Source organism: Paenibacillus sacheonensis (assembly GCF_009909195.1).
Classification (GTDB): Bacteria; Bacillota; Bacilli; order Paenibacillales; family Paenibacillaceae; genus Paenibacillus_Z; species Paenibacillus_Z sacheonensis.
Genome location: NZ_JAAAMU010000015.1, coordinates 21,683 through 35,472, shown reverse-complemented (window position 1 = coordinate 35,472; position 13,790 = coordinate 21,683). Strand labels below are relative to the sequence as shown.

Genomic DNA, 13,790 nt, shown 5'->3' with positions numbered 1-13,790 from the left:
TTCAAACTACGCGTATAACAGCCAAGTGCCTTCGCCGCCCCAGTGGAGCTCGCTTAAAAATGAATCGCCATCGCGGTCTTGTCGTCCGATTTCTTGAAGCGGGTATAGCGAATGCACTCGGGATCGTTTTCTTCAAGCTCGATCAGCTCTTGCGGTATCGATAACGGTGTCGTGAAGCTCTTTCTGGGTTTTCAAGCCTCCGGTTACGCCTTCCTGCCACATAGCGAATGCGGGAGCTTCCAGTTGAGACACCTGTCTCCTCGTCAAAGGACGAACCTCGTCGTCGTACACGGCCAGAATCATGCAATCGCCGGTCTGAATGAACGCCACGCCGTCCGCTTGAACGCGAACGACTGCAGCCGCCGCTCCCCATAGCTCTGCTTTTTTCTCCAAATCGATCTGTTCGAGAACCATTTGTTCCCTTAAACGATCGTTCGCTTCAACCATGCGGTCCAATAGAGTTCGGGAATCGGGAACGGAAAAAGATTCAAAGTGCGTTTTCACCAGATTCGCCGCAATAAAACCGCCCGTTTCCTCTTTGGCGTTCCGATAGGGGACCAATGAGGATACGCCGTCCACGACGCCGTACAGATTGGCTTGGGGACGAAATATGACGGCATCCTCGTTAAGCAAGCCGACGCCTTTATACGAGGTCTTCTCGTAAGTTATATTCAATCTGTCACTCCGTTCTCGCTTGTCTCGTTCGCGCACGTGTTTGCGATTCCAGGCGGACATCCCGAAGAATGACGGTCGCAACCGAATCGAACCGAAAATTCCCAACCGTAACCTAGACGCAAAATACAATCAATGGTTGCGCTGCATGCCCGCGAGCGCGACTTCCGCTCCTACTCTACAACGCTATTTCTACGACTCTATTAGCGTGATCGTTCGCCTAACGTAACCTGACGGAGCCGGTTCCTTCTCCGAATCGCGGCCGATAATCGGATTTGTAACTGTCCCTTGCCATAGGGACAGCCTTTTTTATAGGAATTGGCAAAATCCATGGTTGCCGCCGCGCTCCCCGGGATGGTAATATCACGGGGAATCGCCAATCTAAGGGAATTTCGGAGAGGGGGACGATAGGAGACGCACTGGTAATCCGGCATTAACAAAACCCGAAAAGGAAGGTGTAATCATGAAAAAAAGGATGTTAAAGTTCGTCCTGAGTCTGGCTCTTGTCCTGTCCCTTGTTCCCGCATTAAGCGCAAACGCGGCCATGTACGCTACCACGTCGAACGTCACGAGCAATTCCCTCACGCTGGGCTGGACGCTGGAATCGGGAGAATACGCGGTACAGATCTATAAGAACGGCGCGTTCTTCACGTCTACCGCCTACACGAGCACTTATCCGATCACGGGACTGAGCCCGTGCACGACGTATTATTTCGATGTCAAGGGCATGGGCTCGTACGGAAGCACGTCCACGTATCCCGTTACGACGCTCGGCTGTCCGTCGGCGCCCGTGATTTCCGCCACCGCGACGTACAACTCCATCAACGTGAGCTGGAGCGCCTCCAACGCGGTCGAATACGATCTCTACGTCGACGGCGCGTTCTATACGACGACGACCTCGACCAGTTATTCGTTGTCCGCGACGCCTAGCCGGTCGTACTCGATCAAGGTCGTGGCCCGCAATGCCACCGGCCAAACCGCCCAAGCGACCAAAGGCGTCTCGACGCCGGCGTTCTTCCAAACGTATACGCAATCGTTGTCGGCGGGCAATATCGTGCTCAGTTCCGGCTTTACGAACACGAGCTCGACTAGCAGCACGTATATCTACTTCTCCTTGTACCGGGTTTCCGGATCGAGCAGCACCTACGTCGGCGGAACGTCGGCCTACCTCGCGCCGGGACAGAGCAGCTCGCTGAGCACTACGCTCGCTAGCGGCCAGCCGGCAGGAACATACCGGGTGGAAGCTTCTTCGACCTACGCGGTCGTCGGCGGGTTATCGTACTATTCGATGTAATCCGCGGAATAACGAAGAGACCTGCGCCTCCGAGGCGCAGGTCTCTTCTATTCTCCGTCTTCGTTGAACGATATCCTTTGCGATCCCAGCCGCAGGCTACACGATTCATATCGATTCAGCATCCATTAACACGAGACGCATCTCCGAAAGGATGCGCCCTCGCTGGTGCGATACGCTAAGCAATTCGATTACGGATTAACGATGAAATCGCTCAACTAGAAGTAGTAATTGGTACCGTCGGAGCGAAGCGTCGTGCCCGTCACGCGGATGTACCGCGCGTTGATGATTTTGCGGAAATCGAACAGCGGCTTCGCGGACGTATTGTCCACGATGTTCGCCATGGCCGGATCGAAGAAATTGTTGTAGCTTTGACCCGGAACGGCGGTCCAATTGACGTTGTCCGTGCTGGATTCGATCTTGAGCGCGTACGGGAACGAATAGCCGGCGCGCGGAATCAACCGGATGCTGCTGACGTTCATGGCCGAACCCAAGTCGGCTTGGATCCATTCCGTTGCATTCGCCGTCGTATGACCGACGCTGGACCAGATCGTCTCGACGTTGCCGTCTCCGGCTTTGCTTGCCTCCCAGCCGGTCAAGCCGGATGAGGCCGTCATCGTGACGAGCGGATTCTTGACGACGTAAACCTGCGCGACCTGCAGCGCGTAATTGGCTCCGTCGCTGCCAAGCTTCGTCGCGTACAAGCGGACATATCTCGCATTGACGGCGCTCGAGAATTTAAAGGCCTGCAGAGTGCTTCCGGGATTGGCGTAGTTGGTATACGACTGCCCCGGGATGTCCGTCCACGTCGATCCGTCCGTGCTGGATTGCAGCTTGAAGTCGACGGGGAAGGCGAGTCCCGCATCTCTCGGCTTGACATTGAAGCCGGTTACCGGCTGCGCGCTTCCCAGATCGATCGACAGCCACTGCGTGCTGGCGCTAGTTGCCGATAATTGGCTGGAATAGACGCCGGTCGAGCTTCCTTGGTCGCCATCGATGGCTTTGTTCGCATCCCAACCGGTATTGGTCGTGCTCGCCGTCGCGGCGAACGGCAGCGATTCCACTTTCACTTCGCCGATTTGCAGGTACGAATTGTTATACTCGTCGGCGTTCAGCTTCGTCGCGTACAAGCGGATGTAGCGGCCGCTGACGGGCTGATTGAGCTGGATGGCGGTCTTGGTATACGAATCGCTGTCCGTGAACGCGTACATTTGCGTCTGGTAGTCGATGTCGAACCAATTGCCGCCGTCGCTGCTGACTTGTACGTTGAAGTCTTTGCCGAATCTCGGTCCAGCAAGCATATCCCGCTGTCTTGGCGAGATCGTAATGCGTCCGATGGACTTCATCGACCCTAAATCATAGGAGATCCATTCCGCAGCCGTATCGCTGGAATGGCCGACGCTGGAGTACGTGGTGAGCATATTGCCGTCGATCGATTTGGAAGCTTCATTCCCCGTCAGCTGCGAGGAAGCCGCCGCGCTTGCGATCGCCGCGTTCGCGTAATTTTGCGGAATCGCCGATACCTGCTCCGACGCGATGCTGTCGCCGCTCGCGTTCGTGGCCGTGACGGAGAAGTAATATTTCGTGCCGTTGGTCAATCCCGTTACGGTATACGGGCTCGCCGTAATGCCGGTCAGCGTCGTCGCGTAGCTGCCGCTGCTCGTCCCGTATTTGATTTTGTAGCTGGCTGCCTGCGTGTTCGTCATAAAATCTAGGCGAACGCTGCCGCCGGCCGGATAAGCGCTGAAGATTCTAGGCGCGGCCGGCTTGCTGTCATTGGTATACGTCACCGGGTTTTGGAACGTGTTCCAATTGGCCCATTGCGCCCCGTAGGCATACGCCAGGAAGTTATTGTCCGACAGATTGATATGCCCGGTCTCCGTCCCGCTAAGCCCGCCGTTATGGGAGTAGGGCTTGATATAGTCGACGGTCATGTTGGACGGATAAAACGTCAAGCCGTCGGTCGATTCGTACATTTGCACGTATGCGCTCGGACCGAATCGTCTAGCCGTCGTCAGCGCGACGAACTTGCCGTACGTATCGATATATTTGATGTCCGCGGAATCGGAGCCGTCCAGTTTGGATTTGTCGATCGCCACGCCATGGTCCGTCAGCGCCCCCGGCCAATTGGCATTGGTCGAATCGGCGGTGGCGACTTTCGTATAGTTCGTCGGATTGCCGCTCGCATCTTGACCTAACCACGTGTAATAAACGTAGAGCGTCGTGCCGACGAGCACGAAGCTCGGTTCGCCTGCCCCGTAACGGTTGCTGGCTTCGTTGTACGTGATGAATGGCTGCGGATTGCCGCCCCAGCCGGAACCGTTCCATTTGTCCCAAGGACCCGTAGGCGACGTGGAGCGCGCGACGTAGACGTCATTGCTCGTGCCGCGGTCATCTTCCGTGGACGTGTAGCCGATGTAATAATAGCCGCCGAATTTAATGACGCCCGGGTCGCAGTTCGAATACGTATCGCGCGAGTCTACCGTCGGCGTCATTACGACGTTGTCGTTCGTCCAGGTCGTGCCGTTCGTCGAGGACTTGTGGTTAATGACATCCCACATATGGTTGAAGACGTTCATTTCGTAGTCGCCCGATACGACGGAACCGTTGAAATAGTTCACGTTGTTCGGCTTGCTGCTGCCGGTGTATTTCCAAACGCCGACCATTTCGGTGCCGCCCGAAGCCGCCCATAAGTAGCTGCCGGCAGTCAGGGAGGCAGGCGAGGTCAAGGTGAAATTGACGTTGTCGGGAAAATTCGTATTCGTGGCGCTTGCCACGGGAGTTCCCGCGATCGTGGTGGCGTAATCCGTATTCCACTTGTATAGATTGATCGTCAGATTGCCGATGCTGTTGCCCCAGCTCGGCGTCGTTATCCCGATCGTTTGGAACGAATGGTTCACGTAAAACTTCTGCGCGGCCACGTCCGTGCCCGAAATTTGAACCGGCGCATGCGTTCCGGCAGCCGTGAATTGAGGCGTCCACACGTCAATGCCCGGCGAGCAGTACCACGCATCGTACGTGCCGTCCGCATGCTTCATGATCGAAGGGCCGTACCGATAGACGGCGCCGCCCGATACGACATGCATGTCCGTGCCTTCCGAGGTTGTTCCGCCCACGCTGGCCGAAACCGTCGATACGCCGGCAATCGACGCAATCAACAAACACAAGAGCAAGTAAACCAACTTCTGCTTCATTACGATTTTCCCCGTTTCATCTAGTATTTGAAAGCGTATTCATATAGACTTTATCACGAAATCCCCTGTCGAAAAATGAACGTTCTGGTCTACTTTCTGCACGATTTGGTCGTGAAGAACGGCTCTGCTACACTTCAAGAACACACTAAACGCCGGGTGGTATGACGATGATTGAAGTCCTTCATGCGAAATATTCCATTCATGACAAAGCGGAACGCAGCAAAATTTCCGAAGAATTTCCCTATTATTTCATTCGTCTTCAAGTAGAAGGCGCGTGCAGGGCCGACATCGGCGGCAGGTCGGAGACGGTTCGGGCCGGGGATCTGATCCTTTGCGAACCGGGCATGCCCTGCGAGACCGTCGTCGATGCTGGCGCTGAAGGGCAATCGCCGTTCGGTTGTCTGAGCGCGGATTACTACGTTTTCTGCAGGGGCCCCTGGCTGGACGAATGGTGGGCGAAGCAGACTAGGGCGCCGATCGCGAACATCGCGTTGGAGCAAGGGCTGCTGACGCTCTGGAAGCTGCTTATTTCGGAGAAAATCGCGGAACGCGAGCCGGGCCAAGATATGGCCCCTTACCTCCTTCAGGCGCTCTGCACCTACTTGGACCGCATGCTGAACCAGGTCATGAAGCCGACGCGCAGCTCCAGCAATTTCGACGCCGCGTATCTCATCAAGCATTTCATCGACAAGAACGTAACGACTCCTTTCAAACTGCAGGATATCGCCGACCATGTCGGGCTCAGCGTCACCCGGATCGTGCATCTCTTCAAGAAAACCTACAATCTAACCATCACCGAATACGCGAATCAGACACGGCTCAGCTACGCCTGCACCCAAATCGAATTCTCGAATCTAAGCCTGGAATCGATCGCGGAGTCGGTCGGATTTCATAACTACAGTTACTTTCACCGGCTTTTCCGGGCGCGGTACGGCATGTCGCCCAGGCAGTTCCGCAATCAATAAAAAAAGCCCCTCGGCGGGGCTGTCTCCGAACGATAGGCTCTGCTAGAGCCTCGCGAACGTGATGTAATCGACTTGGACGGGCTCTGCCGACTCCATCCGAAGCGCCCGGTTGATCTGGCCCCGGTGATATTGCCCGTGCAAGAGGACCTGCGACAGGATATCCCTGACGGACGTTTGGAACGGAGCCCCGTTCAAGCTCGCATAGTCGATCATCTCGTCCAGCTCGGATTCCCCGAGCCCTTCGATATAGACGCGATAGTGCTCGGCGTTCTCCTCGAACATCGTCCGGAGCTCCGTCAGATCCTCCGTTTCCTCCCACAAGGAATATTGCGCGCTGCCCTTGCCCTGCAATCGGGACAGCCAGACTCGTTCCGCGACCGCGACGTGCCGAACCAGCTTCAGCAGGTCCTTGTCCTTCGTCCCGCTCTCCGCGAGCGCGTCCAAGATGCGTCCGTCCGCCCAATACAGGTGGTCCATCATGCGCTTGATCGTCTTCATTTCGGTTTCCCCCTCTTCGCCTCATCGATTCCTTATACAACAAATTATAACTTTTGAATGGTCTTATTAATTTACCGATTTTCGTATTGTTCGGCTTCCTTCTCCTTCAGTTCTTCTCGCCATCTGGTCATGAAGCGGTTCTGCTCCGTCAAGTCGCGCAGTTCACGCAACGATGCGTCCTTGTCACCTTCCAGCCAGGCAATATCGCTGCGCAGCTTCCTGTACCACATTTGATCCGGCTGTTCCGACAAAGCCTTCGTGTTCTCGCCGCGGGCTACTTCTAAGTATCGAGCGTCCTTTCCGGCCTCGTATTCGGCGAGGTACAACCGGGCTTTGCGGTCCTGAACTCGATCGGGAACGATTGCCCAAGCCGCGCTCCGATCTAGCTGACGTACAGCATCCGCCTTACGATTCTCAGCGATAGCGTGCTCGGCGGCCGCTTGGAACCGGTCGGATACGAACAACATGACGGAAACCGCCAATGTTGCGGACGCCAATAAGCCAGCTGAGACTTTTAGCAAGGTCCTGCGTCTCGGCACCGGCGCTGCCGCCCCGGACGGTTCGCTCCCGACCGCCGCGCCTAACACGAGCAAGAGGCCCAGCAAATACGGAAACGACAACGAAAAATCGGTCAGTCCGTGCAACAGCAGCGTTCCCATGGCAAGCAGCAGGACTCGGTCGAACAACCCTTCCCGGCCTCCTTTACGCTTCGCCGCCAAAATGCCTCGAACCATAAGCACCGCGCACGCGGCGGCGAAGAGCGTCAAGCCTATGAGTCCCGTCTCCATCATGACTTGCAGCGGCTGACTGTGCACGTAGGCGGTAAAATAACTAGCCGACTGGTAGCGGTACTGCATGGCACTCCAAGCGCCTGCTCCGAAACCCCAAATCGGCGAATCCAAGAACATGGACCATGCGTCGCCATAATATACGAGCCTCGTAAATCCCTCTCCCGTGCGCAAAAGCGCCGTGCTCCAACGACTGGCCATCCCGGAGCCGACGGCTGCCGCCGCGATGCCCAGCATGGGCGCGATAATGGTTAGAGCAAAGCGCGCAGCGCGCTTTGACAAGAGCGCGTCGGAAGCGTAATAGCCGAGCGCACATACAACAGCTGCCGGAATGGCGAGCCAGGGCGACCATTCATAGGCTGCTCCTGCGGCAATGCCCAGCATCGCGTTCGTGAAAGAACGCAGCCAAAGCGGGAAGTTGTTTCGCCTGCTCCACGCGTAAAGAAACACAAAAGCGGCGGACGTCAAGGCAAGCACCGTCCGGGATTCCGTCAGGTAGAGGCCGCCGGCGCAGAAGAAAATTGCAAGCTGCAGCCACCGGGCATACGGAAAGGTCTGTTCGCCCAGGGACAGCGCAAACGCAAGCAGAAGCGCGAGCAGAAGTAAAATTGCATACGCATTGGCGTAATCTATGAACCCCGCCAGCCTCCCGTCGACGATGCGCCCCGTCACGATAGAAAGCGGAACTGACAGCGCCGTCAAAGTCACGAAGAGCGTCCAGATCCGTTCCATCGCGATCCGCGGCACGGATAACGCGAAGACATACACTGGAATCAGCAACGCGGTACGAACGAATGCGGTCAGTGCCTCGCGGTGGTCGGCGCCGTAGCCGATGCCGGCTCCGTAAATAACCGTTAACGCCAACAGAACGTACAGCAGGCGGTCATGCATCGCCCTTCCCCGCATGATGCAAACCAAGTAACCGATCGAGCCCGCCGCAGCCCCGATCATGAGCTCGTTTTCAAAAATAAAACCGCGTACGAAAGGACCGCAAGCCAAGAACAAAGCCAGCAGGACGGTCTCGAACGGCATGGCGCGGACGCTAGAACGTTTCAACATAGGAATATCATCCATCTTTCTGCAATTGAATACGGGAAGAGACCCGATCGCTCGGGTCTCGTGTTTCTTCATTTCATGTGCAGCAAATTGACGAGCATTTGGGCCGCTTCCGCGCGCGTGGACGAACCTTTCGGCTTGAACAATCCGGCGGCGTCGCCTTGAATCAGGCCGTTGGCGTATGCGAACCCGACGGCCTCCGACGCCCAATTGCTGATAGTCGCCGCATCCTTGAAGGCCAGCCCTTGCGGATCGGAAGCGGTTACCCCCGACTGCCTGAGCGCGTTCGCCAGAATGACCGTCATCTCCTCCCGTGATATGGTTTTGGTCGGCGCGAACGTATCGCCGGACAAGCCCTGCACGAGTTTATGCTCGTATGCCGCCGCTACGTCGGAAGCATACCACGCATTGGCAGGCACGTCCTTGAAGCTTGAGGTCCCCGAAGCGGATAATCCGAGCGCATGGACGAGCATCGCCGTGAATTCGGCGCGGGTCACCGCCTTGTTCGGCGCGAATGTCGTCGCCGTGACTCCAGTGATGATTTGCTTCGCCGCAAGCTCCTCGACCGCGCCGCGCGCCCAGTGTGACGCGCCGACGTCCGCGAAGGCTTTATGCATTTCCAGCACGCCGTACTTGCTGAAATGGGACACCTTCGCCACCAGCTTACCGCTCGACCGTTCGGCCGGGACATATGTCAAGCTCCCGTCGTCCGCGATATAATACACGTTCGTGATATGCGCGTCGGCATTGGCGTTCACTTCGAACGTTAGCGTAAGTGGCGCATTGAACGTAGAGAGTTGGACCGACTTGCCGTCTTTCGGCGTGATCGACAGACTGAAGTCGTACACCGTACCAGCCGCATGAACCTCCGTGCCGGCTTGCGTTTTGACAGCGCCCGACAAGTCCTTCGCGTCGATCCGTTTCATGGTCAACATAAATTTCGCGTCGGCCAATTGTTCGCTGCCGACAAGCTTGGCGAGCTGTTGCAGCACAGCCGGAGGAATCGAGACCTTGCCGTGCGAGCCCGCAAGCTCGAGCGTGCGGGACGCGCCTTCTCCGCTCAGCGCACTGCCCGGAATGACGGCTGTTGCGCTATCCTCGATCGGCAGCGTGACGACGCCGTTCACCGGTGCAGGAATATCTTCCGGTTTGAAAATCACGGTATTCGGCGATTCCGGCTGATCCGTGTTCGAATCGCCGCCAGGCGCCACGCCGCCGCCCGGAGCTCCCCCGCCTCCACCTGGAATGCCTCCACCCGGATTGCTGCCATTACCATTACCATTACCATTACCATTACCATTACCGGGCACGACCGTAAAGGAATTCGTGACGAGGGCCTCTTCGTTTGGTCCGATCGGCTGACGGTAAGTGATGCTATAGCTGCCCGGAGCGAATGCTTTGGAGACATCGATGCCGCTCCTCCAGTTAAAAGCAAGCGCTTCGTATATCTTGGTTTGTTTGCTGTCTCTGATGGTGACGATCCCTGGCACTAGATAGCTGTTTCCTGGATTAGTCGCATAAGCGCTGAGCAACTCCATATCCCCGCTAACCAACTCAGGCTTAATCGTCAGAATCGATTGTCCTTTGGATGTTCGCTGGGCGACATGCAGCGAAGAGCGCGCCGCATCGATATGACCGGTGAACGGAACGAGCGTATCCTGATTCGCTGCATATACGCGCGAAAGCCAATTTTGCTGCCATGATTCCTCGTCCGGGGCTGACGCCTCCTTGCCGACGATAAATTGCTGGCGGCCGGCGCTCACGTAGGCCTTATCCATGGATGTTTTCGGAAAATAATAATAGCCGTAATAGTCGGAGATTTCAGAACGAGAGTCAAAACTCTTGAACGGTTCACTACCTTGCAGTTGGACCAGATGCGTGCCGGGATCCGTAGCCGACCAGTTGCCGGACGCCGGATCGACATGCACGTCTCTTCTCAAGCTGTATGCGGCGGAAACGTCATCCGATCCATTAATAATAAGCTCAACATCCTGCGGGTTCATGATGATTTTACCAAATAACAGGCTTGCGTCTTCGTAACCAAATCGGTTATCCGCAAGGGTACGATAAGATTTCCCATAACCGGGAACGGGGAACTCGATTTCCCTGTTATTCACCTTCATACTGCGAGGTAAATCGCTGATCTTGGGTTCTATCGTAATGGCGGAAGCAGGATAGTCGATTTGCTGCAGATCCATGAGCTCCGCGCCAGTCAAGATCAATTGGCGATAATAAATCGCGTCCTCCTCGCTGCCGTCGCTCGAGGTCAAGCGAAGAACGATATGCAAAGCATACTTCTGATCGGGGACGATGTCCGCATCCCGCGGTATGTTCAACCCATTTTGGTCGATCCAGCTATATTCCGGCGTCATTGTTTCAGTCATCGGCTGTATTTCCACTTCTTGGTTTTTAGAATCCGCATACCGGTAGCCGGGCGGCATCGCGATCGCAATGCTTTTATAGTCCTCGTTGAAGTCGGTGATCGATAGATTGGCTTGCCCTGCCAGCTTGACGACATTCGAAGGGAAGCGCTGGTTTGTCAACTTCAGCGCAAACTCGCCTGGATTCAACGGAAGATTCGCTTGCATCACCACTGGCGATTGCCCAGTCAGCGGATTACCGACGGTATGATTAGAGGAATCGTACAATTGGTAATCGAGTATGGACCCGGCCGCTATCTCGGCATTTTGATTGACGGGCGCTTCCGTCGTTTCGTACGAAAATCCGTTCTCCCCATCGGTCTGAACCGTTATAATCTGGTTTTTCCCTGCGTTTGCCACCATGAACGTAACCCCCGGTGCGTCTACGCTGTCCGCGATCCTCGCTACGGGCACGTTCGAAACGTCGACCAAGGTATTATCGAATTGATCCCTGTAATCGGTATAGACGCGGCGGTTCACTTCGCCTGCTTGGAAGCCTTGTTGGTCCAACCGCTTGTTGGCGAAGTCGTGGCCGACCTCGAGCATGACATCCCGATTGGCTTGGTTCAGCGATTTCGCAAACGTGTAACGGTAGCCATCCGATTCAATGAAGTACGCAGCCGTTAGATCCATTCCCTTGCTGGCCAGATAACGTTTCGCGAATCGAGCGCTCTGCGTTAATGCTCCATTGATGTCGACTTTGCTATCGGCAAGTGCCGCGGCCGGTATAATCTCGATCGTCTCGCCGTTCAAGTTAACCGTCTGAACAGCTCCCGAGGCAAGATCGGCAGTTCCGGAAAGCAAGTATCCGGTATCGTTCGCTTCGTCGTACAATTTCGTAATCATGGAAATCTGATTGTCGGACTGCACGTAAAGCTCGGCCTGATGGTTGTCGCCGAACAAAGCGAGCGCCGGCCAAACGGACAATTGATTGCGATCGTCAAGCACGTTGAAGAACAATTCGTCGCCTGGTTTTGCCTGAGCCGCTTCCACTGTCAGATGCTTCAAGCCGGCGCCAATAAATTGAATGTCCTGGTCTTCGCGGGACACGGCGCGGTGATATACGACCACGTGCCGTCCATCCGCGGAATCGCCTGCGACTTCAAGCTCATAATCGCGGCCTTTCAGCAGTTTGTTATACGGAATGACGAAATTCCCGGTTTCCGGCATGTCCGTATCATACGTCAGGACCGTCCGGAAAGCCTTGCCTTCAACATAGCTCTCATTCCAAGGAGGCTGCTTCTCGAATAAATATATATGCCCGTTCGCTAATGGCTGACCGGCTTCGTTTTGGGCGTGAATGACGAGACCCTTTCCCTGGTAACTGCCGCTGATTACGAACGAACTTTTTGCCGTCAGCGGAATATCCAAATCCATTAAGGCAAATTCCGCTGAATAGGATCCATCTGCAAGGAGTGGCTCGAACGTTTGTTTCATGCAGCACAATGTCGTTCCCAATACCGGTATCTCATTTTCAACAATTGTCTTGCCTTGATCATCCGCTACTTTTAGCTTCACCTTTGGAGGTACAACATGGTCCCTATAATCTAAATAATAATAAAATTCCAGTGTATAAATGCCGCTGGTCACGAGGATATTGCTGATTAGGCCATTCGCGTCTGCCTGCAGATTCGACGCTGAAATCTGCAGGTCGCCGGTCAGTAGCTGCGGAACTTGTTCGGGCTCGAACTTGTCCGTTGTCCATTGCATAACTCGGGTACCATCGCTAACAGGCACGCGCTGATCGAAAGCAAGAGAATATACGCCATTCGTCGCGACTAATTGATCGATCATTTCGAATTGGGCGGCTGCCCCCTTCATCCCGATAGAAAGGCCAACGTTTTCGGGAATTTTAGTCGTACTTGCCGATGTCAGGTCGTCTTCGTTAAATGCGATCGCAGTCTCGGGGTTCACGTCAAACGTCTTGTGTAGGTAGTAACCTGTGCGGTCCCCTCTACCGGTGTAACTTAATTCAAGCTTGCCCGGATTCGTCAATATGGAGGTGTGCATGAGGTAGGCGTCGAAGCCTTCGTCGTAAACCTGCTCGGAGAATTTGTCGTGAATAATCGACAGCTTCCGATTTTGCCAGTTAGCCGAAACGTTCACATCGAGCGGTACCTCTACGGCATCCTCATCGATCTTCCATTCATCCAAAGAAGCAAGCTGCTCCGCGGTCATGGTTTTCTCGTCGAGGTAGAGCAGCGTATTCGTACCATTTTGCTTATAGCGAACCGCCATATCGATCGTAAGCAGCGCTCCCGCAGGAAAACTTAAATGGTTCATATTAATGGAGCCGTTGATAATAAAGAAAGTGTTATAAATGATCTGCCCGGATTCGGCAGCGTAACTTACCTTTCCGAAACTAGTCGGACTTAAGACATAGCCGTCAATTGTCCCCATTGGAATGAGCTGCGGTGTAACTCCTGTCCCAGATTCCGCGACAACTTCCTCACCGCCTTGATGCTCAACCCCTGGCAGTGGAAGAACCTGGTTCTCTTTATCGCCGACGTTCTGCTCCTGACCTGCGGGTACCGCAGAGGGCTCGTCCCCTTCCTCCGCATGCGTCCGTACAGGCAGTACAAGCGCGAATACTATTGCGAAACTGATGATGCACGCCATCCAACGTCTTAACATCCAATATGCCTCCGTTATCCATAAATTGTTATGGTGCATTATAACATCTAGTTCCATCATCCTATTGTCGAATAATGTCGATTCACGAAAAATTTAAATAAATCCACTTTCGTTGATAAAAACAAATGACCCGCAGGAGGGTCGTTTTTTTCAAAGCGTCCTTCTTGCGGGTCACGGGTCCCATCGGATCCTTGCTTCATTTTCCTTAAGGCGTTGGGCTTCCGTTTATCTTTCCAATCCTGAACCTGATGATTCCATGCAGCCAGTACCTA

The 13,790-nt window shown here is 54.9% G+C and carries 7 protein-coding genes; 2 read left to right on the top strand and 5 right to left on the bottom strand.

Features of this window, described 5'->3' with window-relative positions; translation table 11 throughout:
- Positions 1-132: 132 nt before the first annotated feature.
- Positions 133-675 carry a protein phosphatase 2C domain-containing protein gene (locus GT003_RS23380; protein ID WP_338045996.1) on the bottom strand — a complete coding sequence of 181 codons (543 nt, stop codon included), beginning with the start codon at positions 673-675 and terminating at the stop codon, positions 133-135.
- 460 nt (positions 676-1,135) lie between these two features.
- On the opposite strand from GT003_RS23380, the gene GT003_RS23375 reads away from it, so the two are divergent.
- Complete coding sequence (locus GT003_RS23375; protein ID WP_161702438.1) at positions 1,136-1,966, top strand: hypothetical protein; 831 nt, start codon at positions 1,136-1,138, stop codon at positions 1,964-1,966.
- A 215-nt stretch (positions 1,967-2,181) separates the two neighbouring features.
- Here the strand turns inward: GT003_RS23375 and GT003_RS23370 are convergent, their stop codons facing one another.
- Entirely contained in the window at positions 2,182-5,157 is a 2,976-nt protein-coding gene (locus GT003_RS23370; RefSeq protein WP_161702436.1) for a discoidin domain-containing protein, read from the bottom strand.
- Positions 5,158-5,324: 167 nt separating this feature from the next.
- On the opposite strand from GT003_RS23370, the gene GT003_RS23365 reads away from it, so the two are divergent.
- The gene (locus tag GT003_RS23365) at positions 5,325-6,122 is read left to right on the top strand and encodes an AraC family transcriptional regulator (RefSeq protein ID WP_161702434.1); all 798 of its coding nucleotides are present in this window, start codon (positions 5,325-5,327) and stop codon (positions 6,120-6,122) included.
- A gap of 42 nt (positions 6,123-6,164) precedes the next feature.
- Here the strand turns inward: GT003_RS23365 and GT003_RS23360 are convergent, their stop codons facing one another.
- From GT003_RS23360 to GT003_RS23350, 3 genes are all read right to left on the bottom strand, one after another.
- Positions 6,165-6,620 (bottom strand): DinB family protein, encoded by a 456-nt coding sequence (locus GT003_RS23360; RefSeq protein WP_161702432.1) that lies wholly within the window; start codon positions 6,618-6,620, stop codon positions 6,165-6,167.
- Positions 6,621-6,691: 71 nt separating this feature from the next.
- Entirely contained in the window at positions 6,692-8,467 is a 1,776-nt protein-coding gene (locus tag GT003_RS23355) for an O-antigen ligase family protein (RefSeq protein WP_161702430.1), read from the bottom strand.
- 68 nt (positions 8,468-8,535) lie between these two features.
- Positions 8,536-13,167, bottom strand: a complete 4,632-nt coding sequence (locus GT003_RS23350; RefSeq protein WP_161702429.1) for an S-layer homology domain-containing protein — start codon at positions 13,165-13,167, stop codon at positions 8,536-8,538.
- Between the last annotated feature and the right edge of the window lie 623 nt (positions 13,168-13,790).